Below are 21844 nucleotides of genomic sequence, written 5' to 3' on the forward strand. Positions count from 1 at the left end.
TACGTCCCCCGCAACCCCTCCGGCACCCCCGGATGACGCCGCGTCAACCCCCGCACATGCGCCTCGTACATCACCGACTCGTGGTAGGGCCGCTTCAGTTGGGTGTCGCCTTCCCAGTCGAAGGCCTGGTCCGCGACCACGCCGAGCAGCGCGTGCCGCAGATCGTCCTCGGTGCTGGGCAGATCCGGGTCGTCCGGGAGGTAGCCGAGCAGCGACGGGTGGCCGTCGGCCTGGCCGTCGACGGCCTTGGCGTACGGGTCCAGCAGCAGCTTCGCCGGATTGCACCGGTGTCCCCGCGCCGGATCGTACGGACCGTGCACCCGGAAGCCGTACCGCTGCCCCGGACCCACCCCCGGCAGATACGCGTGCCGGATGAATCCGTCCACCTCGTCCAGGGTGACGCGCTCCTCACGCCCGGAGTCGTCGATCAGGGCGAGTTCGACCTTCTCGGCGACCTCCGAGAACAGCGCGAAATTCGTTCCCCCGCCGTCATAGGAGGCGCCGAGGGGAAACGGATGGCCGGTCCATTGCTGCATTCTGCGACCCTAACGGCGCCGCAGGGACCGCCATTCCACATAGCGGCCCGACTCGCGGACGATTCCGGTGAGGAACCACAGCGCGACCGCGCCGTCGTCGGTCCAGCCCAGCACCGGGATGAAGTCCGGTATCGCGTCCACCGGCGAGACGACGTAGATCGCCGCGAGCGCCGCGAACAGCACCAACTTGCCCCGGGACAGGCCCGGATAACGGCCGAGCAGCACCGAGACGATCAGCCCCGGCGTCGCGAACAGCCGGCGCAGCAGCCCGGGCGCCCCCGGACGGCGCGTCTCGCGGTACAGACCCCACGCGGAGCGGCCGGCGCGCACCCGGTCCGGTACCGCCACGGTCTTGATGTCCTGTGTCTTGCGCACGGTCCTCCACCATCCTTCGTCGTTTCCCGACCGAATCCTTGCGTTGACCGAGCGTCTGAGGGGGCAGGCGCCACGGTACGGCGCTGAGAACCGCGCCCCGTCCGGCGTTGACCACCGATGAAAGGCGGTGCCCCGTGAGCTGGCAAGAACAGGCTGCCTGTCGAACCGAGGACCCCGAACTCTTCTTCCCCGTCGGCCAGTCCGGCTCGGCCAATCTGCAAGTGCAGCGCGCCAAGGAGATCTGCGCCCGCTGCCCGGTCAAGCAGACCTGCCTGAGCGACGCCCTCGACTCGGCGAACACCAGCGGGGTGTGGGGCGGTACGACGGAGGAGGAGCGACGGACCATCAGGCGCCGCACCGGGCGCCGGCGTTCGGCCGCGGCCGGCCAGGCGAGTCGCGATGGCGGGTGACGGCGGACGGCGCCCGCCGCCGGACCGCTGGGCGCCCGCACCGGCCTCCATGGCGTCCTCTTTCTCTTCCCGCGCTCTTCCCGCGCCCGACGCGGCGTCCCGGATGTCAGCGGTCGTTTGCCCGCTGCGCGCGGGAGCACGCACCGGCCGGCCGCGGGCCCGAGGCTGTCAGCCGACCGGGTCCGTCAGTCGACCGGGTCCGTACGGCCGGCCTTCTCCGCCTCGGCCACGCTCGGGTAGAGCGGGATGATCCGGTCCGCGCCGGTGATCTCCAGCAGTCGCAGCACCTGCGGCGGCGCGCCCGCCACCCGCAGGTCGGTGAGCTGCCGCACTCCCAGCAGCACGGACAGGAAACTGGAGTCGGCGAAGGTGACGCCGCTGGCGTCGAGCACGACCGCGGGCCCTTCGGCCGCCGTCTCCAGCGCCTGCCGGAGCGGCCCGAGGTTCTCGATGTCGAGGTCGCCGTGTGCCGCCACCACCGGCACCGGACGGGCGGCCGGGCCGCTCTGAGGGGAATCACCATGCGTGGGCATGGCGGAAGTATGCACGAATGTTCGGTCCGCCCGGAGCCGCCGGAGAATCATGGAGCCGCAGGTGTGTGGCGCGGCTTCCTACGGGTAGGCGGTCGATCGGTCGTGCACGGCGACCGGACAGGGGCAGCGACGATGGAAACAGGGACGGCGGCCGGGCGCGACCGGCGTGGGTCGGCGGGGCAGGGCATCTGGGCCGGGGCGGCCTACGACGGGCAGACCGGGGCCATCGCCCAGGCGCGCTCCTTCGCCGCCGCCTTCCTGGCGCGGGCGCGCGACGAGCACGCCGCCGTGGTCCCCGCGCAGGCCGACGCGGACGCCCAGCTGGTGGTCAGCGAACTGGTGACCAACGCCTTCAAGTACGCTCCCGGGCCGTGCGCGCTCAACCTGGAGATCCGCGGCCCGGTCCTGGAGATCACCGTCTGGGACACCAACACGGTGCTGCCGATCGCGCGGGCCGCCGAACCCGGCCGGATCGGCCAGCACGGCCTGGAGATCGTCTTCGCGGTCGCCGACGGCTTCGACGTACGCCGCGAGCCGGTCGGGAAGCGGATCACCGTGACGATCGCGCTCGGACCGATCGGACCGTTCGACGTATAGCTGGGCGCACGATCGGGCGGGACCCGCGGCGACGCCCCCCGAACACCTGCCCTGCTGTCCGGTGCGGCTTGTGCCGTAGCCTCAGGGGCTGCATCGGGGCGCATCGGGCCGCGATCACCACGGAGGGGCGCGACATGGCGGACAAGGACACACTGACGCCGAGGCTGGCAGGCCTCCTGACCGACCGGCGGGACGAGTTGATCGCGCGCTGGGTCACGACCGTCACCACGACCCTGGCGGGCCGGCTCACCGCGGCCGAGGCGGAACGCGAACTGACCGAGGTCTACGACGCCGTCACCGCGGCCGTCGCCCAGGGTGGTCTGTCCACCCGCGGCGAGCACTTCGCCGAGACCCGCGGGCTGCTCGCCGAACTCTCGCGCAACCGCGCCCGGCGGGGATTCAGCCCCACCGAGACCGCCTTCGGCGTCTTCGCCCTCAAGGAGGTCCTGGAGCCGGTACTGGCCGAGGACGGGGCGGACGTGACCGCCTACCTCCAGTTCTTCCGGGCGCTGGACGACCTCGGGCTGTACACGGTGGAGACGCACGCCAAGACCCGCGAGGAGATCATCGCGGCCCAGGCCGAGCAACTGCTGGAGCTGTCCACCCCGGTGGTCAAGCTCTGGGACGGCGTGGTCGGTGTGCCGCTGGTCGGCACGCTGGACTCGGCGCGCACCCAGGTGGTGATGGAGAAGCTGCTCCAGTCGCTGATCGATCTCAACTCCACCCACGCGATCATCGACATCACCGGTGTGCCCGCGGTGGACACCCAGGTCGCCCAGCACCTGCTGAAGACCGTGGTGGCCGCGCGGATGATGGGCGCCGAGGTCACCATCTCCGGTATCCGCCCGCAGATCGCGCAGACCATCGTCGCGCTCGGCATCGAGTTCGGCGACATCGCCACCAAGGCCACCCTCGCCGACGCGCTGCGGCACGCCCTGAACCAGATCGACCGGCAGAAGGCCGCCGTCGCCCGGTCCGGAGGCCTGGTATGACCGACCGCGTGCCGATCCTGAAGATCGGCGACGTCCTGCTGGTCTCCATCCAGATCGACCTGGAGGACCAGATGGTGCTCGACCTCCAGGAGGATCTGTCCGAGCGGATCGTCGGGACCGGCGCGCACGGCGTGGTGATCGACATCTCGGCGCTGGAGATCGTCGACTCCTTCGTCGGCCGGATGCTGGCCACCATCGCGGCGATCTCCCGGGTCCTGGGCGCCGAGACGGTCGTCGTCGGCATGCGCCCGGCGGTCGCGATGACCCTGGTCGAACTCGGCCTCTCGCTGGGCGGGGTGCGCACCGCGCTCAATCTGGAGCAGGGACTCGACCAGCTCAAGATCGCCCAGGACAACCCAACGGTCCGGCCGTGAAGGCGGAGCAGGACCCGGCCGAGGAGTCCTCGGTACAGGAGCTGACCATCGCCGAGAGCGCCGACGTGGTGAAGGCCCGGCAGGCGGTCCGCGTCCTGGCCCAGCAGGCCAAGCTCTCGCTGGTCGACCAGACGAAGCTGGTCACCGCGGCCAGCGAACTGGCCCGCAACACGCTGTCCTACGGCGGCGGCGGGAGCATGCGCGGCAGCCTGGTGCGGCGCAGCCTCAAGCAGGGCGTACGGGTGCAGTTCCGGGACCGGGGACCGGGCATCCCCGACCTGGACCTCGCGCTCACCGACGGATGGTCGTCCGGCAAGGGCATGGGGCTGGGGCTGAGCGGCGCCCGCCGGCTCAGCGACGAGTTCGACCTGGTCTCCGAGGTCGGCAAGGGCACCACGGTCACCGTCACCAAGTGGGCGAGATGAACACCGGCGCCGTGACCGAGGCGGGGGACGTGGTGTGGCTGCGGGTCGGCGAGGCGATGCCCTCGGCGGCCCGCCGCGAGGCCGCCCTGCTCGCCGACCGGATCGGGCTGGGCCAGGGCCGCGCCAACGACCTCGCGCTGGCCGTCACCGAGGCGGCCACCAATCTGCAGCGGCACAGCGACGACGGGGCGCTGGCGCTGCGGATCGAGCGCCAGGGGGTCCGCGCCGGGGTGGAGTTCCTCGCCCTGGACAGCGGGCCCGGCATCGGCGACATCCGGGCCGCGCTCATGGACGGCCACTCCACCGGCGGCACCCTGGGCCTCGGCCTGGGCGCCATCAACCGGCTCGCCGACGTGTTCGGCATCCACTCGCTGCCCGGCCGCGGCACCGCGCTGCTGGCGCGCTTCTACCCGCGCGAGGCCGGGGCGCCGCAGGCCGCCGCGCATCCGGAGGTCGGCGGGCTGACCCGGCCGATCAGCGGCGAGGAACTGTGCGGGGACACCTGGGCGGCCCGCGAGGAGACCACCGCCGACGGTGTCGTCGACACCCTGGTGATGATGTGCGACGGCCTGGGGCACGGCCCGCTGGCCGCCCGGGTCGCGGACACCGCCCGGCTGGCCTTCCGGGAGAGCCGGGCCACCGATCCGGCCGGGATCGTGCGGGATCTGCACGTCCGGCTCAAGGGCTCGCGCGGCGCGGCCGTCGCGGTGGCCCGGGTGGACCGCGCCCGGCGCCGGGTCACCCTGTCCGGGGCGGGCAACATCAGCGGATTCGTGCTCGGCGCGCAGTCCCGGCAGACCCTGCTGTCCACCCCGGGGATCGTCGGCCACAGCATCTCCCGGCTGCAGACCTTCGAGGCGGACCTGCCCCCCGGCTCGGCGCTGGTGCTGCACTCGGACGGGCTGAGCAACCGCTGGGTCCCGGCCGACTTCCCCGGCCTGCTCGCGCACGGCCCGGTGCTGATCGCCGGCCAGCTGCTGTGGCAGGCCGGCACCCGCGGCGACGACGCGGGAATCGTGGTGGTCAAGGTGGACGCATGACGTCCGGCGACCCGCTGGTGGTCCTCACCCTGCTGCTGCGCGGTGAGCGCGAGGTGTTCGCGCTGCGCCGCGACGCGCAGGCGGCGTTCCGGCTGCTCGGACTGCCGCACGCCGAGACGGTACGGCTCACCACTGTGCTCAGCGAGGTCGGCCGCGACCTGCACGGCGCCCCCGGCCTCACCGGCCGGCTCGCCTTGGTGGCCACCGAACCACCTCGGGTCACCGTGCGCTTCGAGTGGACCGGGGACGCGACGCCGTCCCCCGACATCCTGCACGCGGCCGAGCGGCTGCTCGACCAGTGCGTGTGGACCCCCGGCGAGCGCCCGGCGCTGCTCCTGGGGCAGCATCTTCCCCCCACTTCCGAGCCGCCGGCGGAACTGGCCGCCCGGGCCCGGGACGAACTGGTCGGACTGAGCGGTGTCAGCATGAGCGAGGAGTTGCGCAACCAGAACCACGACCTGCTGGCCGCGCTGCAGCAGGCCCGCGCCCACCAGGAGGAGCTCCAGCGGCTGAACACCGAGCTGGAGGAGACCAATCAGGGCGTCGTGGCGCTGTACTCCGAGCTGTCCAAGGAACTGGAGGAGACCAACAGCGGTGTGGTCGCGCTCTACGCCGAGCTGGAGGAGAAGACCCGCCAGCTCAGCCTGGTCAGCGAGTCCAAGACCCGGTTCTGGGCCAATGTCAGCCATGAGCTGCGCTCCCCGGTCAACGCGGTGATCGGCCTGACCCGGCTGCTGCTGGGGCCGGGCGCCGACCCGCTCACCGCCGAGCAGCGGCAGCAGGTCGCGCTGATCGCGGCCTCGGGCAGCACGCTGCTGGCCCTGGTCGAGGAACTGCTCGACGTGGCCAAGGCCGAATCCGGCCGGCTGGAGCCCGAACTCGTCGACACCGATCTGCGCTCGCTGCTGCACCAGCTGCGCGGCACCCTGCGCAGCACCGCCAGACCCGGCGTCACCCTGGTCATCCCCGACGGCGCCCACGGGGAGCCGCTGGTCACCGACGAGGTGATGCTCACCCGGGTGCTGCGCAACGTCCTGTCCAACAGCCTGAAGTACACCGAGACCGGCGAGGTACGGCTGGCGGTCGGCTGCGAGAACCGCAGCGGCCGGCCCTGGTACGTCTTCACCATCACCGACACCGGGGTCGGTATCCCCGCCGACCAGCAGGAACGGGTCTTCGAGGAGTTCTACCAGGTGCGCGGCCCGCACCAGCGCGCCGTGGCGGGGACCGGCCTCGGCCTGCCCTACGCCCGCAAGCTCACCGAACTGCTCGGCGGCCGGCTGTCCCTGGCCAGCACCCTCGGCGAGGGCACCCGCGTGGTGGTCGAACTCCCCGCCAGGACCCGCAGCCCGCTGTCCGGACCGGCCGCCGCCGCGGACGCCGACGCGGGGACGGCCGCCGGCGCCGGCCTCGACGACGAGGACGGCACGGGCCTTCCGCTGCTCGGCTCGCTGGTGGTCATCGACGACGACCCCGCCTTCCTGGCCACCTTGCGGCCGGTGCTGTCCCGGCTGGCCCATACGGTCACCGAAGTGGCCGACAGCGCCGAGGCGATGGCCGCCGTACGCCGCGAGCGGCCCGACGCCGTCCTGCTCGACCTGTCGATGTCACCGCCGGACGGCTACCAGCTGCTGGAACACCTCGCGCGGGACCGGGCGCTGGCGTCGGTCCCGGTCGTGGTGCTCACCGCCACCGACCACGACGGGCTCGACCGGTCGCGGCTGGCGCACGCCCGGGCCGTGCTGGGCAAGATCCACCTCACACCCGGCCGGCTGGCCGGCGTGCTGCACCGGTCCTCGGACGGCCACCGCCCGCAGGACGGGGACCGGCCGTGAAGGCCTACGCCGCGGCCGACACCGAACCGGCCCTGATCCTCGTGGTGGACGACAATCCCACCAACCGCTACATCCTGTCCGCCTGCCTGCGCCGGGCCGGCCACGTGGTGCTGGAGGCCGAGGACGGCACCGGGGCGCTGGCCCTGCTGCACACCGCCGAGCCGCTGCCGGAGGCGGCCATCGTCGACGTACGGCTGCCGGACATGACCGGCTTCGACGTGTGCGAGCGGGTCAAGGCCGACCCGCACACCGCCTCCGTGCCGGTCATCCACATCTCCGCGTCCGCGATCAGCGTCACCGACCGGGCACAGGGCCTGAACCGCGGCGCCGACGCGTATCTGACCGAACCGATCGCCCCCGACGAGCTGCTGGCCACCGTCACCGCCACCTTGCGCTACGCCCGCGCCCGCCGCCGCGCCGAGACCCTCGCCGAGCGCCTGGGCGGCCTCAACCGGGCCACCCTGGCGCTGTACGGGGCCGGCGACGCCGCCGCCCTGGCCCGGGGCACCGCGCTCGGCGCCGCCGGAATCTTCGGCGCCGCGGCCAGGGTGCTGCTCACCGCGCCGCAGGGCGGACTGGTCCAGGCGGCCGGCGGGGCCGGCCAGCCGGTCACCGTCACCGAACCGCCGGCGGCCGGTGTCCCGGCACTCCTCCAGTCCCATCCGCTGGGCGCCGACACCGGGGTACGGGTGCACATCACACCGGCCACCGACGACACCCCGGCGCTCGCGGTGGCGCTGGCCAGGGTCAAGGCGGGCCGGGCCCCGCTGTGCATCGCGGTGCCGGACGCCGGACTGACCGCCGACGACCACGAACTGCTCACCCAGCTCGCCCACGCCAGCGCGCTGTCACTGGAGGCGCTGCGGTCGTACAGCGAGGAGCACACGCTGGCGCTGACCTTGCAGCGGACCTTCCTGCCGGTGTCGCTGCCCGCGACCGACCGCGCCGAACTGGCCGTGCGCTATCTGCCGGCCAGCGAGACCACCGAGATCGGCGGCGACTTCTACGAGGCCCTGACCGTCCGGGACGGACTGATCGTCGCCGTCGGCGACGTGGCGGGGCACTCGCTGGACGCGGCCGTGGTGATGGGCGAACTCCGCCACGCGCTGCGCGCGTACGCCCTGGAGGGCCACGCCCCGCACGTCATCGCGGGCCATCTGGAGCACCTGCTGCACACCTTGAACCCGAATGTGTGCGCCACCTTGTGCATCATGCTCATCGAGAGCGGCGACGCCGTGCAGATCGCCAACGCCGGGCATCTGCCGCCGGTGCTGCGCGCGCCCGACGGGACGACCTGGTTCGTCCGCGAGCACGGGCCGATGCTGGGCCTCGGGCTGCCGCATCCGCCGGCCAGGCGGGTGAGCACGCCGCCGGGCACGCAGATCGTGATGGTGACCGACGGACTGCTGGAGCGGCGCGGCACCGACATCGCCGACAGCCTGGCCGAACTCCGGCAGGCCTTCGCGCAGGCGCCCGCCGACGTGGAGGACGTCTGCGACCACCTGCTGGCGCGCTTCCCGCCCGACGGCAACGACGACGTGGCTCTGCTGGCGGTGCGGCTCAGGCGCTCTCCTCCGGGATCTCGACCGTGACGATCTCGGTGAGCCCGGAGATGGTGAGCACCGGTTCCAGCAGCGCCCCGGCGATCAGGCTGATCCGGGCCGCGTGGTCGAACAGCACCGCCAGACCCGCGCTGTCCAGATAGGCGACGTCGGTCAGATCCACCCGCAGCGTGCCGCCCGGCGGGATCGCCTCGGCCAGCGCGGACCGGAAGGCGTCGACATTGCTCATGTCGATCTCGCCGCGCGCGGCGAGCACCGCGCCGCCGTCGGCGCCCCGGCCGGTGGTGAGTCCGAGCGTGGATGTCATGGCGCGATCCTCGTGTGGAAGTCGACGGTGGTGCCCTCCGGGCCCGGGGTGATGACGACCTGGTGCACCAGCGCCCGCATCAGGGCGATACCGCGGCCGCGGTCCACCCCCGGAGTGGCACGCGGCGTCCTCCAGCTGCCGTTGTCGGTCACCGTCAGCCGCAGCGTGTCGGCGGTCGTGCTGGCCAGCAGCCGTACCCGGCCGCCCGGCCCGGCCCTGCGGCCGTGCTCCACCGCGTTCGCACACGCCTCGCCCGCCGCCACCAGCACGTCCTGAGCCTGCCGCGGGCTGAGCCCGCAGGTGGCCAGCCAGCCGCGCAACGCGCCCCGGACCGTCGACAACTGCCCCGACTCGGCCGGGAAGGCCAGCTCCAGCGGGCCCGGATGCCGGTAGACCAGCAGCGCCACGTCGTCGTCGTAACCGCCGGCCGGGGCCATCCGGGACAGCACCTCGGAGGCCAGCTCCTCGACCGCGACGGTCCGCCCCGCGCGGATCGCGGCGCCCGCCCTGGCGATGCCGTCGTCCAGCGGGAGCCGGCGCCGCTCCACCAGCCCGTCGGTGTAGAGCAGCAGCGTCGCCCGCGGCGGCACCGTGCACCGCGCCTCGGGACGCGGCCGGCCGGGGCGTACGGCCAGTGGCAGCGACCGGCCCTCCTCCAGCAGCCGGACATCGCCCTCGGCGCCGACCAGGATGCCCGGCGGATGGCCCGCGCTGCTGTACGTCAGCTCGCCGTCGGCCGGGTCGAGGATGCCGCAGAAGACGGTGGCGCAGTGGGCGCCCGGCACCAGCGCCGCGAAGCGGTCCAGCGCCTCCAGCGCCGACGCCGGGCCCATCGACTGGATGAGCAGCGCCCGGCAGGCGCTGCGCAACTGCCCCATCACGGCGGCCGCGTGCAGGCCGCGGCCCACGCAGTCGCCCACCACGATGGCGATCCGGCCGTCCGGCAGCTCCACGCTGTCGTACCAGTCGCCGCCCACCTCCAGCGGCCGGCCGGCCGGCTCGTAGCGGGCCGCGAAACCGGCCGGCAGCCGGCCGGGGCCGAGGATGGCGCGCTGCAGCGCCACCGATGTCTCCCGCTGCTGGTCGAACAGGTGCGCCCGGTGCAGGGCCGGCCCCAGGGTGCCGCACAGCAGTGCCAGCAGCGTGTGGTCCTCGGGGCCGAACGGCCGCGGCGGCGCGATCTCCAGCCAGATCGTCAGCCGCCCCTCGGGATGCTCCAGGGTGATGCCCGCGCCCTTGACCCCGTCGTCGGTCGGCACCGCGGTGAGCGGCTGCCGGTCGCGCAGCGCGAGCAGCGTGGCCCGCAGCGGCTCCGGCAGTTCGGCCCAGCCCGCGGTGGTGCCGGTCAGCCGGGGGTGACCCGCGGCGCCGTCCTCCGGGCCCCAGGTGACGGCGAGCGCCCGCGGCGAGCGCCACAGCGAACGGAACTCCTCCAGCGCCTCGTTCAGCGCGTCGCTCACACTGCCCACCCTGGCCAGCCGCAGGCTCAGCGCGGCGAGCGCCGCCTCCCGCTGCACCGCGAGCCGCTCGGCGCTGACATCGCGCAGCGTGCCCACGTACATCCGCCGGCCGCTCTCCGGGTCGCGCACCTCGTTGTAGGCGACCGCCGCCCACAGCCGGCGCCCGTCGCGGTGCTCGACCGGCACCACGCAGTTGCCGCTCGGCCCGGTCAGCGCGCTGGTGAACGCCGCCGCGGTGACTTCCCGGGCCGCCGGATCGCCCGCCGCCGGCCACCACGGGTGCGGCGGCCGGTAGGGCAGCGCCTCGGGACCGTAGCCGAGCACCTCGGCGAAGGCGGTGTTGATCTCCAGCACGGCGCCGTCCTCGTCGCAGAGGAAGAAGCCCTCCTGGAGGGAGTCGATGAGCGCGGTGCGCCAGCGGGCGTGATGGTTGCGCAGCCGGGCCAGCTGGACATTGGCCCGCACCCGCGCCATCAGCTCGCCGGCCGCGAACGGCTTGACCAGATAGTCGTCGGCGCCGGCCTCCAGGCCCTCCACGGACGCCTCCTGGCCCGCCCGCGCCGACAGCAGCAGTACGGGCACGCCGGCCGTCCGCGGATCGGCCCGCAGCGCGGCCACCAGTTCCAGGCCGTCCATGCCGGGCATCATCACATCGCTGACCACCAGGTCCGGCGGGTCGGCGCGGGCCGCGTCCAGCGCGGAGCGGCCGTCGCCCACCGCGTCCACCGTGTAGCGGGAGCGCAGCAGCCGTCCCAGGTACTCGCGCATGTCCGCGTTGTCGTCGGCGATCAGCACCCGGGCGGGGCCGGGCCCGCCGGCCGCCTCGGCGCCGGCCTGCTCCGGCAGCCGCTCCTCCGCCGCCGCGGGGTCGCCGATGTCCGGCAGCCAGCGCAAAGCCTCCTGCACGAACGGCTCGGCGGCTGTGGAGACGCCCCGCGACCCGGTGGGCACGGCGGTCGGCGGCGCCACGTTCGCCGCGGGCAGATGGGCGTCGCCGAAGGCGAGCGAGACGGTGAAGGTGGTGCCGGCGCCCTCGGCGCTGTCGGCCGTGATCGTGCCGCCGTGCAGCTCGACCAGCTCGCGCACCAGCGCCAGGCCGATGCCGCTGCCCTCGTCGGACCGCGCCCGGGCGCTGCGGACCCGGTGGAAGCGCTCGAACAGGCGCGGCATCTCCTCGCGGGCCACCCCGATACCGGTGTCGCTGACCCGCACCACGGCCCGGCCGTCCTCGGCGGCCACCGACACGCCGATCCGGCCCTCGAAGGTGAACTTCAGCGCGTTGCTGAGCAGGTTGAGCATCACCTTCTCCCACATCTGCCGGTCCAGATGGACGGGTTGGGGCAGCTCGGGAGTGCGGACGTCGAAGTCCAGGCCGGCCTTCTCGACCGCGGACCGGAAGACGCCGGCCAGTTCCGCGGTCAGCAGCGACAGGTTCACCGGCTCGTAGCGGGCCTGCGTCCGGCCGGCCTCGATCCGGGAGAAGTCCAGCAGCGCGTTGACCAGCCGGCCGAGCCGCAGTCCATTGCGGTTGACCACCTCCAGCTCCTCGCGTACCGGGGCGTCGAGGCCGTCCGCGTGGTCCAGCAGTTCCCGCACCGGACCCATGATCAAGGTCAGCGGGGTGCGGAACTCGTGGCTGATGTTGGAGAAGAACGCGGTCTTGGCCCGGTCGAGTTCGGCCAGCTCCTCGGCCCGGCGCTGCTGCACCTGGTACGCCACCGCGCCGTTGACCAGCGCGGCGGTCTGCTGGGCGACCAGATTGAGGAAGGACAGATAGCCGTCGTCCAGCATCCGCCCGGCGCTGGCCGCCAGTACGATCACCCCGACGTCGCGCGCCCCCGTCTCACCCGGCAGCGGCAGCACCACGGCCTGCCGGGGCGGCGCCTGCCAGCCGCCGCCCGAGGGCAGCTCGCCGAAGCGCTCCCGTACGTCGGAGAGCGTCACCGGACCGCCGCCGCCCAGCACCTCGGCCAGCGGCCAGCCGCCGTCGCCGTCCGGCAGCGGCCGGGCGAAGGAGCCGGACGTGCTCGCCGCCGGCTCCGGTCCGCCACCGTCCGCCGCGCGCAGATGGATCTCGGCGAACGGCACATCGGCCCCGGCCCGGTCCAGCGCGGCGGCCACCAGCTGGCACGCCTCGGTGACACTGCGGGCGCTGCCGGCCTGCGAGCCCAGGTCGCGCAGCGCCGCCAGCCGACGCTCGCCGATCACACGCTCGGTGGTGTCGCTCACCGCGGTGAACACCCCGCGCACCGCGCCGTCGTCGTCGTGCAGCGGGCTGTAGGAGTAGGTCCAGTAGGTCTCTTCGAGATAGCCGTGCCGCACCAGCGGCAGCAGCAGGTCCTCCGACCAGGTGGCCCGCCCGGTGTCCATCACCGACCGCAGCATCGGGCCGATGATGTGCCAGATCTCCCGCCACACCTGGTCGCCGGGCTTGGCCAGCGCCGGGTGGTTGGTGCCCAGCAGCGGGAGATAGGCGTCGTTGTAGAGGAAGCGCAGCTCCGCGCCCCACCAGACGATCATCGGGAACCGCGAGGTCAGGCAGATCCGTATCGCGGTGTGCAGCCCGGCCGGCCAGGACTCCGGTTCGCCCATCGGTGAGTCCGCCCACGGGTAGGCGCGCATCCGCCGGGCCATCTCGCCGTCGCCGGGGAACAGAAGTTCCGCCCGGTCCTGCTCCCTGCCGACCATCGTCCCGCCTTCATCTCGGGCAGCCTTCATTCCGGGCGCTCGCCCCTTGGGCGCCCGGCCCGACGGACGCCTTCCCCGTCTCCCCGCCCCCGAGCCGCCCCACAGCTCCGTAGTATGGAGGACGCACCAACCGGCGGGTTCAGGGTACGAGCATGATGTGCAGGTCGTGACCCCGTCCACCGGATCACGGCCGATGTCCGCCGCTCGCCGACCCCGAGGAGCACCGGTGTCCGATCTGACCTTCACGGTGGAGGCCAGGCCCTCCGGCCAGTGTGTTCTCGATGTGTCAGGAGATCTGGACCTGCACACCGCGCACCGGCTGCAGCACACGCTGGACGGACTGGCCCTGGACGGCGGACTGGTGATCGACCTGTCCGGAGTCACCTACTGCGACTCCACCGGCCTGACCGCGCTGGTCGGGGCCTACCGCCGCACCCAGGCCGAGCACACCGGCTTCGCGCTGTGCGGCACCACCCAGGAGTTGGCGCGGATCTTCCAGATCGTCGGCATCGATCAGATCGTCGCGATGTACGACACCGTTGAGCAGGCGGCCGAAGCCGTCCGCGACGTGCCGGGGCGCTCCCGGTAATCTCGTCGGGCACGACCCGCCGATCTTCGCCCGGGTCATCTGAATCCGCTGTGCCAGTTGTGTCAGGTGTGTCCATTCGCGAACGGGAGAGTGAGAAGGTGTCGGAAACGGGGGAGCTGATCACGGTGCTGGCCGACGGCGACACGGTCGTCGTCCGGGTCACCGACGAGATCGACGCCGACTCCGCCCCGCTGCTGGCGGAGACCCTGGAGCGGGCCGCGCTGCGAACACCGGCCCGTACCGTCGTCGATCTGTCGGCGGTGCCGTTCGCCGACTCGTCGATCCTGCATGTGCTGCTCACCGCGCAGGGCCGCCACACCGAGGTGGGCGGCCGGCTGATCGTGGCCGGGCCGCTCAGCGACATCGTGCGCCGGCTGTTCGATGTCACCGGCACCGCGGAGCTGTTCACCATGGCGGCCACCTTCGAGCAGGCGCTGGAGGCATGACCCGGCGGTGACCGATCTCACCGCGCCGCCTTGCCCGTTGGCGGCGTCGCGGCCCGGTCGGCGGGTCCCCCGGCGGGCCCGGGAAGCGCGCCGGGGAAAATCTCCCGGCCACCGCTGCATGAGGCCCGGAAGGTCGGGCAGGCGGAAGTCATCCCCCGCAAGGGACTCGCGGGGGAGCAGGTCCGGCCGGCGGATTTCCGGCATACGGCCGGACCCCGCCCGGCGGCGCCCACCCCCCCGGCGCCCCCGGGCCGCGCCCGGCCACCGCCCTGCCCCCCAGCACGGTGGCCGGGCGCCTGCCGTGCACACCGGTCGATGCGGGGCAGTGCTGGTGGGTGCTGGTGGGTGCTGGTCAATACGGGCTGATACGCGTCGATATGAACAGGAAGCGGGATGCCAGTGAAGGCCGTCGGCTGGGCAAGGTCGTTCCCTGTCTCCCAGGGGGTCAAGGCGGGACGTGACTGGGCCCGCGAACATCTGGACATGCTCGGCTGGACCCAGCGCGCGCCCGACACCGCGGACGACGTGGTGCTCGCGGTATCCGAGCTGATCACCAACGCCCATGTGCACGCGCACAGCGACGCCCATGTGGTGCTGGTCTGGGACGGCCGCTGCCTGCGGGTCAGCGTCGGCGACTCCTCCGGGCAGCTGCCGGCCGCCAGGGAACCCGACGACGAGCGGACGTCCGGGCGCGGCATGGCCCTGATAGAGGCGCTGGCCGACGAGTGGGAGAGCCATGCCCGCCCCGACGGCAAGACGGTGACCGCGGCCTTCTCCTTCGAGCTGGCGGACTGCTCCGGCTGACCCACCTGACGGGAGGGTCAGCCGGAGCAGTCCGGTGCGCGCCGACGGACCGCGGCTGTCGGGCCGTCGCCGTCAGACAGTCCCGTCAGACCGCGGCCGTCAGCTCGGCGAACTCCTCGTCGGTCAGCGTCAGTCCGGCCGCCGCGATGTTGTCCTCGACGTGCGCGACCGAGGCGGTGCCGGGGATCGGCAGCATCACCGGGGAGCGCCGCAGCAGCCAGGCAAGCGCCAGCTGGGACGGCGAGGCGCCGTGCCGCTCGGCCAGGGTGTCCAGCGGACCGCCGGGCTTGGCCAGTTGGCCGGTCGCCAGCGGGAACCACGGGATGAAGGCGATGCCGTGCGCCTCGCTGTGGTCGAGCAGCTTCTCCGAGGACCGGTCGGCGATGTTGTAGCGGTTCTGCACGGAGGCGATCTCCGCGATCGCCCGCGACTGCTCCAGCTGGTCGACGCTCACCTCGGACAGCCCGATGTGCCGGATCTTCCCTTCCTCCTGGAGCAGCTTCAGCTCGCCTATCTGCTCGGCCAGCGGCACCTTGGGGTCGATGCGGTGCAGCTGGAAGAGGTCGATCCTCTCGAGGCCGAGGTGGCGCAGGCTCATCTCGGCCTGCTGCCGCAGATACTCGGGCCGTCCCACCGGACGCCAGTCGCCCGGGCCGGAGCGGGTGAATCCCGCCTTGGTGGCGATCACCAGGTCGTCCGCGTAGGGATGCAGCGCCTTCTTGATCAACTGCTCGGCGACGATCGGCCCGTAGGAGTCGGCGGTGTCGATGAAGTCGACGCCGAGCTCGACCGCCCGGCGCAGGACCCGTACCGCCTCCTCGGGATCCTTCGGGTCCCCCCAGACCCCGGGGCCGGTCAGCTGCATGGTGCCGTAGCCGAGCCGGGTGACCGGCCGGTCGCCGCCCAGCAGAAACGATCCGGACGCCTTGGCCTGTTGTGTGTCAGTGCTCACGATCGGTGTACTCCTCGTTCGTCTTCGTTCGTCCTCGTCCGCACGGACCGGATGAGGAAAGCCGGAGCGGACCCATCTGTATTCCCCACAGATGATCAACACATAATGAGAACGTCCGGCTGGCGTCAGCGTCCGGTCGGCCTTCGAGGAGGCATGCGAAAATGCGGTACACGCGACTGGGTTCGACAGGCCTGGAGGTGTCGGCCCTCTCGCTGGGCTGCATGAGTTTCGGGGAGTCGGCCCGCGGCAATCACCGGTGGTCGCTCGACGAGGAGAGCAGTCGTACGATCATCCGCCAGGCGTTGGAAGCCGGGGTGAACTTCTTCGACACCGCCAATGTCTACTCCGACGGCAGCAGCGAGGAGATCACCGGCCGGGCGCTGCGGGACTACGCCGCGCGCGACGATGTGATCATCGCCACCAAGGTGCACGGCCGGATGCGGCCGGGTCCCAACGGCGGCGGACTGTCGCGGCGGGCGATCATGAGTGAGATCGATCACAGTCTGCGTCGGCTCGGCGTGGATTATGTGGACTTGTACCAGATACACCGGTTCGACCCGCACACCCCGCTCGAAGAGACGCTGGAAGCCCTGCACGACGTGGTGAAGGCCGGCAAGGCCCGCTACATCGGTGCCTCCTCGATGCACTCCTGGCAGTTCGCCAAGGCGCTGTACACCTCCGAGCTGCACGGCTGGACCCGCTTCGCCTCCATGCAGAACCACTACAACCTGCTGTACCGCGAGGAGGAGCGGGAGATGCTGCCGCTGTGCGCCGACCAGGGCATCGGCGTCATCCCGTGGAGCCCGCTGGCGCGCGGCCGGCTGACCCGGCCCTGGGACGCGGTGACCGCCCGCACCGAGACCGACGAGTTCGGCGCCAACCTCTACCACGAGGACGACCGGATCATCGTCGAGCGGGTGGCCGAGATCGCGGCGAAGCGCGGCATACCGGCCGCCCAGGTCGCCCTGGCCTGGCTGGGACAGAACCCGGTGGTGACCGCCCCCATCGTCGGTGTCACCAAGCCGGAGCACCTGGAGGACGCGGTGGCCGCGCTCGACGTGGAACTCGACGCCGAAGAGGTCGGGCTGCTGGAGGCGCCCTACGCGCCGCACCCGGTGGCCGGCTTCCGCTGAGCCGGCCCGCCGGTGGCGCCATGGAGCCGGCCCCGGCCGGGCATTGAGGACGCCCCGGCGGCCCGGCCCGGCCCGACGGCCCGTCAATTGCCGCCCCCGAACCCGATGAAGCCGTATGAAGACGCGGTCCGGGGGCAGACGTCCCGGCAGGCCAACCCAAGGAGACCGCCATGCCGATGACGTTCCGGAAGTCGTTCCACATCCTGCCGGGCGTGCGGATCAATGTGAACCGCAAGTCCTTGTCGCTGACCCTCGGCCGCAAGGGAGCCCACCGCACCTGGTCCACCACCGGACGCCGCACCACCTCCGCCGACCTGCCGGGTCCCTTCGGCTACCGGCACACCGACCGCCGGCACTGAGCCGGCGCCCGCGCCCGGCCGCGCGAGCGCCCCGGAAGGGGCCGCGGCGCGGCGGGCGGAGGTGTCATTGCCCACCGGGCGACCGGTGCGGCAAGGTGGAACGAGAGGGCAGATCCGCGGTTCCGAGGGCTGAAGAGGTGAAGGGACCCGTCCCGCGTACGGGTCCCGTGCGGTGACCGTATACGCGAAACGAGGCATCGAACCGGCCGGTGAGACCGCGCCGGGCGCCACCTGGCAGCGAACTCCCTTCCCGGTGCTGCTCGTGGGCGCCGACGGCGTGGTCCGCCAGGCCAACGACGAGGCGGTGACACTGCTGCCCCGGGCGCTGGCAGGGGCCGAGCTGACCGAGGCCGCGCCGTCGTGGCTGGTCACCGCGCACCAGCGGCTGACCGGCGGCGACCGGGGCGCGGGCGCGGGCCGGCCTGTCAAGGGGCCGGTGGGTGAACGCAGCTTCGAGGCGCACCCGTCGGCTCCCGACTCCACCGGAGCGGTGGCGTGGTGGCTGGTGGACGACACCGAACTGCGCCTGGCGGCGGACGCGTTGAGCGTCGAACGGGAGCGCACCGCGTTCCTGGCCGAGGCGTCCGACCTGCTGGTGTCCCCGCTGAGCCCGGAGCGGTGCGGGGAGGTTGCGGCGCGCCTTGCCGCGACCCATCTGGCCGACGCCGCGGTGGTGGTGGCCCCGAGCGCCGCCCGCCGGCTGCCGGTCGCCTCCTGTGTGCGCGGCGCCGAGCCGGTCAGCCGGGCGGCGGCGGGCGACCCGGCCGCGGTGCCAGGCCTGGCCGAGGCCCTCCGGGGCTTCCCGCCGGGGCCGGCCCGCCGGACCGATCCGGCCGGCCTCCCCGACTGGGTGGTGCCGGCGGGATTCGGCGAGGTCGGGTCCGTCATCGTCACCCCGCTGCCCGGCCAGGGCGCCCCGGCCGGCGCGCTGATCCTGCTGCGCCGGGCCGGCGCCGCCGCCTTCACCGACACCGAGGAGACCTTCGCCCGGCTGTTCGCCGGCCGGGCCGGAGCCGCGATGTCCGCCGCCCGCCTGGCTGCCGAGCAGACCTCGATCACCGAGACCCTGATGCGCGAGCTGATGCCGCCTCGGATAGGACACGTCGGCGGGGTGGACTTCGCCGCCCGGTACGCCGCCGCCCGCCCCGGTGAGCGGGTCGGCGGCGACTTCTACGACCTGCACCCCGGCGCGGGACCGGGCGCCGAGACACTGGTCGTCCTCGGCGACGTCTGCGGCAAGGGCCTGGACGCGGCCGTGCTCACCGGCAAGATCCGCAACACCCTGCACGCCCTGCTGCCCCTGGCCGGCGACCACCAGCGGGTGCTGAGCCTGCTCAACGGGGCGCTGCTGAGTTCCCATCACACCCGCTTCGCCACCCTGCTGCTGGCCTCCACCTCGCGGCACGGCCCCGATGTGCGGCTGCGGCTGACCAGCGCCGGGCACCCGGCGCCGCTGGTGGTCAGGACCGACGGCCGGGTCGAGGCGGTGCCGACCCGCGGCACCCTGGTCGGCGCGATGCCGACGGTGGCGGCCAGGACCGAGACGGTCACGCTGGCGCCGGGGGAGACCTGCGTGCTCTTCACCGACGGGATCACCGAGGCCAGGGGCGGCCCGGGCGGCGGGGAGTTCTTCGGGGAGACCCGGCTGCGCCGGGCCCTGTCCCACGTCGCGGGACGGCCGCCGGAAGCGGTGGTGGAACGACTGATGACACTCGCCTCGCGGTGGGTGGGCGACGGACGGCACGACGACATGGCCGCGGTGGCGATCACCGCCCCGCGCGGGACCCACCTCAGTGCGGTGGGAGGACACGGACCGGGCAGGTTCACGGGATGAGAACGACGCAAGCCGTCGCGGCGACGGCGATGTTGACGGCGATGTACACGGCGATATCGACGGCGGTACCGACGGCCGGATCGACGGCCGGATCGACGGTCATGGCGACAGGCCGGCCGGCGGCGAGGAGGACAGCGGTGGCGAACGCAGGCCCCGGCGGCGGCAGCCGCCCCCATGCCGGTACCGTCCCCGCGCCGCACACCGGGAGGCCCGTATGACCACGCACCCCATCGATCAGCTGACCCTCACCACCGTCGCGGTGGACGCGTACACGCTGAGCATTCACCTCGACGGCGACCTGGACTACGACAGCGCCGGGGCACTGCCCGCAGCCGTCGACGCCGCGCTGGCCGCCCATCCCGCCTGCCGTGACCTGCGCCTGGACTGCGGCCGGCTCGGCGACTGCGACTCCATGGGCCTGTCCGAGCTGCTCGCGGTGCACCGGCGGACCGACGCCGCGGGCGTCCGGCTGCACCTGGACGACCGGCCGCGCACCCTGGAGCGGCTGCTGGAGCTGACCGGCGTCGAGGAGTTCCTCACCGCCGACCCGGCGGCGGCCGGCGTGGACGCGGCCGATCGGTCCGACGAGCGGGACGACACCGCCCAGCGGCAGGACCGCCGGCCCTCCGCCGGGCCGCCGAACGGCTGACGCCCGGCGTGAACCCGCGGCGGCGGGGCACACGCCCCTCCCGGGCACCATCAGGCGCCCGCCGGAACAGGGGAGGCTGGCGCGATGTCGTCGCACGTACAGTCCAAGGGACGACGGGCAGCCGGAGCGGCGGCCCGCCGTTCACCGCGCGAGGCGCTGACCTCCGCCGGACGGGCGGGCTTTGTCGCCCGCGGTGTCGTCTACGTACTGATCGGCGTCCTGGCCATCAGGATCGCCTTCGGCGCCGGCGGCCAACAGGCCGACCGCCAAGGCGCGTTGCAGTCCATCGCCGGCCAGCCCTTCGGTACCGCGATGCTGTGGGTGCTGGCCGCGGGATTCGCCTGCATGACGCTCTGGCGGGCGGCGCAGGCCGTCATCGGCACCGATGAACCCGGCGAAGGGGGCTCCGGTACGGGGGCCGGCGGCCGTCCCGGCAAGCGCCTGATGAACGCCGGCCGGGCCGTGTTCTACGGCTCGGTCTGCTGGGGAACGGCCGCCTTCGCCGCCGGTTCCGGCGGTTCCAGCAGCAGCGACCAGAAGTCCCAGGACTGGACGCGCTCCGCGCTCGGCCTGCCGGCCGGCCGCTGGCTGGTGGGCGTGGCCGGCTGCGGACTGGTGGTGGCGGGCGCGATGATCGCGATACGGGCCGCGCGCCGCAAGTTCCTGAAGAAGATGACGACCGCCGGGATGGGCCGCCGGACCCGCGAGGCGGTCGTCGTCTCGGGGATGGGCGGCGGTATCGCCCGCGGCACGGTGTTCGCCGGAGCCGGTGTCTTCGTCCTGGTGGCCGCGGTCCGCTATGACCCGGACCAGGCCAAGGGGGTGGACGACACGCTGCGCAGCTTCGCCCACACCGCCGCCGGGCCCTGGCTGCTGGTGGCGGTGGCGGTCGGTCTGGTGCTCTTCGGCGCCTTCTCCTTCGCCTCGGCCCGCTGGCGCCGGCTGTGACCCGCCGGCCATGACCGGAACGAGCGGGGCCGGTCCTGCGGCCCCGCGACCCATGCCCGGCAGCCTCCCGGAGACGGTGTGCGGGAGGCGCTTCGCGGACGTGCCCGTAGGGCGCGGGAAGGGGACGGACAGTGCTGGACGCATCCCGTGCGGTGGTCACGGACGTCATAGGCCCGGAAGCGGTGGTGGTGCGGGTGCAGGGCGACATCGGCCACGAGGCCGCGCCGGAACTCGCCGCGGCGCTGACCGCGGCCGAAGAGGTGGAGGCGGCGCGGACGGTCGTCGACCTGCGGGCCACCGCCTTCGCGGACTCCAGCATCCTGCACGTCCTGTTGGAGGCGCAGCGCCGGCACCGCGCCCGGCAGCGCCGCATGGTGCTGGCCGGACCGTTCAGCGGCTCACTTGCACGGTTGTTCGAAGTGACGGGCACGGCGGGCTTCTTCGTCATCGCCTGCTCGATGAGTGCCGCCCTTGACGCCTGATCCCGATGCCTCAGCCTGACACCCAGTCCTGACACCCGGTCCTGACACCCGGTCCTGACACCCGGTCCTGACGCCGGATCCGGAGGACCGCACAGCCCGCCCGAAGGCGCCGCCCTGCCGGGAGAAGCACGGCGGGCGACCCGGCGCGGCGTAGCCGGACCGGCGCGGGGCATAAGCCCGGCATGGGAATAGTGAGTTGGATCATCCTCGGCCTGCTGGCCGGAGGCATCGCGAAGATACTGCTGCCCGGCAAGGACCCGGGCGGCCTGCTGGGCACCTTGTTCTTCGGCGTCGCCGGAGCGTTCGTCGGCGGCTGGCTGTCCGCCAAGGTGCTCGACCGCCCCGTGCGGCACGACTTCTTCGACGGCCCCACCTGGCTGTCGGCCATCGCCGGCGCGCTGGTGCTGCTGATCGCCTACCGCATCGTGTTCCGCGACTCACGAGGTTCCCGGCGTTGAACCGGGCCGTGGCGACCGGCCCCGCGTCCCGGGCCGCACCCCGACCCGCCCCCCGA

General features: G+C 73.3%; 23 protein-coding genes and 1 pseudogene. 18 read left to right on the forward strand and 6 right to left on the reverse strand.

From position 1 onward, the window contains the following. Together ACFO3J_RS06335 and ACFO3J_RS06340 are read right to left on the reverse strand one after the other, a co-directional pair. Positions 1-536, reverse strand: a pseudogene (locus ACFO3J_RS06335) (glycogen debranching enzyme); the annotation flags it as partial. 9 nt (positions 537-545) lie between these two features. Then, complete coding sequence (locus ACFO3J_RS06340; RefSeq protein ID WP_386426947.1) at positions 546-911, reverse strand: YkvA family protein; 366 nt, start codon at positions 909-911, stop codon at positions 546-548. Between the two features lie 134 nt (positions 912-1045). Between ACFO3J_RS06340 and ACFO3J_RS06345 the strand changes: the two genes are divergently transcribed. Next, positions 1046-1321, forward strand: coding sequence for a WhiB family transcriptional regulator (locus ACFO3J_RS06345; protein WP_386426949.1), 276 nt, complete (start codon positions 1046-1048; stop codon positions 1319-1321). 185 nt (positions 1322-1506) lie between these two features. On the opposite strand, the gene ACFO3J_RS06350 is transcribed toward ACFO3J_RS06345, so the two are convergent. Then, a complete protein-coding gene (locus ACFO3J_RS06350; RefSeq protein WP_386426953.1) occupies positions 1507-1854 on the reverse strand; it encodes an STAS domain-containing protein in 348 nt (115 codons plus the stop codon). Between the two features lie 132 nt (positions 1855-1986). Between ACFO3J_RS06350 and ACFO3J_RS06355 the strand changes: the two genes are divergently transcribed. From ACFO3J_RS06355 to ACFO3J_RS06385, 7 genes are all read left to right on the forward strand, one after another. Beyond that, positions 1987-2451, forward strand: coding sequence for an ATP-binding protein (locus ACFO3J_RS06355; RefSeq protein WP_386426955.1), 465 nt, complete (start codon positions 1987-1989; stop codon positions 2449-2451). A gap of 134 nt (positions 2452-2585) precedes the next feature. Then, positions 2586-3443 carry an STAS domain-containing protein gene (locus ACFO3J_RS06360; RefSeq protein ID WP_386426957.1) on the forward strand — a complete coding sequence of 286 codons (858 nt, stop codon included), beginning with the start codon at positions 2586-2588 and terminating at the stop codon, positions 3441-3443. Beyond that, entirely contained in the window at positions 3440-3817 is a 378-nt protein-coding gene (locus tag ACFO3J_RS06365) for an STAS domain-containing protein (RefSeq protein ID WP_386426959.1), read from the forward strand. The genes ACFO3J_RS06360 and ACFO3J_RS06365 overlap by 4 nt, the downstream gene beginning before the upstream one ends. Next, entirely contained in the window at positions 3814-4242 is a 429-nt protein-coding gene (locus ACFO3J_RS06370; protein ID WP_386426961.1) for an anti-sigma regulatory factor, read from the forward strand. The genes ACFO3J_RS06365 and ACFO3J_RS06370 overlap by 4 nt, the downstream gene beginning before the upstream one ends. Next, positions 4239-5282 carry a SpoIIE family protein phosphatase gene (locus tag ACFO3J_RS06375; RefSeq protein WP_386427777.1) on the forward strand — a complete coding sequence of 348 codons (1044 nt, stop codon included), beginning with the start codon at positions 4239-4241 and terminating at the stop codon, positions 5280-5282. Before ACFO3J_RS06370 ends, ACFO3J_RS06375 begins: the two co-directional genes overlap by 4 nt. Beyond that, a complete protein-coding gene (locus tag ACFO3J_RS06380) occupies positions 5279-7117 on the forward strand; it encodes an ATP-binding response regulator (protein ID WP_386426963.1) in 1839 nt (612 codons plus the stop codon). Before ACFO3J_RS06375 ends, ACFO3J_RS06380 begins: the two co-directional genes overlap by 4 nt. Next, positions 7114-8709 carry a SpoIIE family protein phosphatase gene (locus ACFO3J_RS06385; RefSeq protein WP_386426965.1) on the forward strand — a complete coding sequence of 532 codons (1596 nt, stop codon included), beginning with the start codon at positions 7114-7116 and terminating at the stop codon, positions 8707-8709. The genes ACFO3J_RS06380 and ACFO3J_RS06385 overlap by 4 nt, the downstream gene beginning before the upstream one ends. Here the strand turns inward: ACFO3J_RS06385 and ACFO3J_RS06390 are convergent. Continuing rightward, complete coding sequence (locus ACFO3J_RS06390) at positions 8678-8986, reverse strand: STAS domain-containing protein (RefSeq protein WP_386426967.1); 309 nt, start codon at positions 8984-8986, stop codon at positions 8678-8680. The genes ACFO3J_RS06385 and ACFO3J_RS06390 overlap by 32 nt on opposite strands. Further along, positions 8983-13134 carry a SpoIIE family protein phosphatase gene (locus ACFO3J_RS06395; protein ID WP_386426969.1) on the reverse strand — a complete coding sequence of 1384 codons (4152 nt, stop codon included), beginning with the start codon at positions 13132-13134 and terminating at the stop codon, positions 8983-8985. The genes ACFO3J_RS06390 and ACFO3J_RS06395 overlap by 4 nt, the downstream gene beginning before the upstream one ends. A 226-nt stretch (positions 13135-13360) precedes the next feature. Here ACFO3J_RS06395 and ACFO3J_RS06400 point away from each other — a divergent pair, with 226 nt between their 5' ends. The 3 genes from ACFO3J_RS06400 to ACFO3J_RS06410 all read left to right on the forward strand — a co-directional run bounded on the left by ACFO3J_RS06400 (position 13361) and on the right by ACFO3J_RS06410 (position 14973). Beyond that, entirely contained in the window at positions 13361-13723 is a 363-nt protein-coding gene (locus ACFO3J_RS06400) for an STAS domain-containing protein (protein WP_386426971.1), read from the forward strand. Positions 13724-13821: 98 nt separating this feature from the next. Continuing rightward, entirely contained in the window at positions 13822-14169 is a 348-nt protein-coding gene (locus tag ACFO3J_RS06405; protein WP_386426973.1) for an STAS domain-containing protein, read from the forward strand. Positions 14170-14562: 393 nt separating this feature from the next. Further along, the gene (locus ACFO3J_RS06410; protein ID WP_386426975.1) at positions 14563-14973 is read left to right on the forward strand and encodes an ATP-binding protein; all 411 of its coding nucleotides are present in this window, start codon (positions 14563-14565) and stop codon (positions 14971-14973) included. Between the two features lie 85 nt (positions 14974-15058). On the opposite strand, the gene ACFO3J_RS06415 is transcribed toward ACFO3J_RS06410, so the two are convergent. Next, complete coding sequence (locus tag ACFO3J_RS06415) at positions 15059-15925, reverse strand: aldo/keto reductase (protein WP_386426977.1); 867 nt, start codon at positions 15923-15925, stop codon at positions 15059-15061. Between the two features lie 161 nt (positions 15926-16086). Here ACFO3J_RS06415 and ACFO3J_RS06420 point away from each other — a divergent pair, with 161 nt between their 5' ends. From ACFO3J_RS06420 to ACFO3J_RS06450, 7 genes are all read left to right on the forward strand, one after another. Further along, the gene (locus tag ACFO3J_RS06420) at positions 16087-17058 is read left to right on the forward strand and encodes an aldo/keto reductase (protein ID WP_386426979.1); all 972 of its coding nucleotides are present in this window, start codon (positions 16087-16089) and stop codon (positions 17056-17058) included. 170 nt (positions 17059-17228) lie between these two features. After that, entirely contained in the window at positions 17229-17417 is a 189-nt protein-coding gene (locus tag ACFO3J_RS06425; RefSeq protein ID WP_386426981.1) for a DUF4236 domain-containing protein, read from the forward strand. Positions 17418-17589: 172 nt separating this feature from the next. Further along, positions 17590-19251, forward strand: a complete 1662-nt coding sequence (locus ACFO3J_RS06430) for a PP2C family protein-serine/threonine phosphatase (protein WP_386426983.1) — start codon at positions 17590-17592, stop codon at positions 19249-19251. Between the two features lie 214 nt (positions 19252-19465). After that, positions 19466-19900: an STAS domain-containing protein gene (locus ACFO3J_RS06435; protein ID WP_386426985.1), complete on the forward strand. Its 435-nt coding sequence runs from the start codon at positions 19466-19468 to the stop codon at positions 19898-19900. 84 nt (positions 19901-19984) lie between these two features. Next, complete coding sequence (locus ACFO3J_RS06440) at positions 19985-20848, forward strand: DUF1206 domain-containing protein (RefSeq protein ID WP_386426987.1); 864 nt, start codon at positions 19985-19987, stop codon at positions 20846-20848. Positions 20849-20979: 131 nt separating this feature from the next. Beyond that, a complete protein-coding gene (locus tag ACFO3J_RS06445; protein ID WP_386426989.1) occupies positions 20980-21330 on the forward strand; it encodes an STAS domain-containing protein in 351 nt (116 codons plus the stop codon). 182 nt (positions 21331-21512) lie between these two features. Beyond that, on the forward strand, positions 21513-21788 hold the full coding sequence (locus tag ACFO3J_RS06450; RefSeq protein WP_386426991.1) for a GlsB/YeaQ/YmgE family stress response membrane protein: 276 nt from the start codon (positions 21513-21515) through the stop codon (positions 21786-21788). The last annotated feature ends 56 nt before the right edge of the window (positions 21789-21844 follow it).

The organism is Streptomyces polygonati, assembly GCF_042650325.1.
In the GTDB taxonomy this organism is placed as follows: domain Bacteria; phylum Actinomycetota; class Actinomycetes; order Streptomycetales; family Streptomycetaceae; genus Actinacidiphila; species Actinacidiphila polygonati.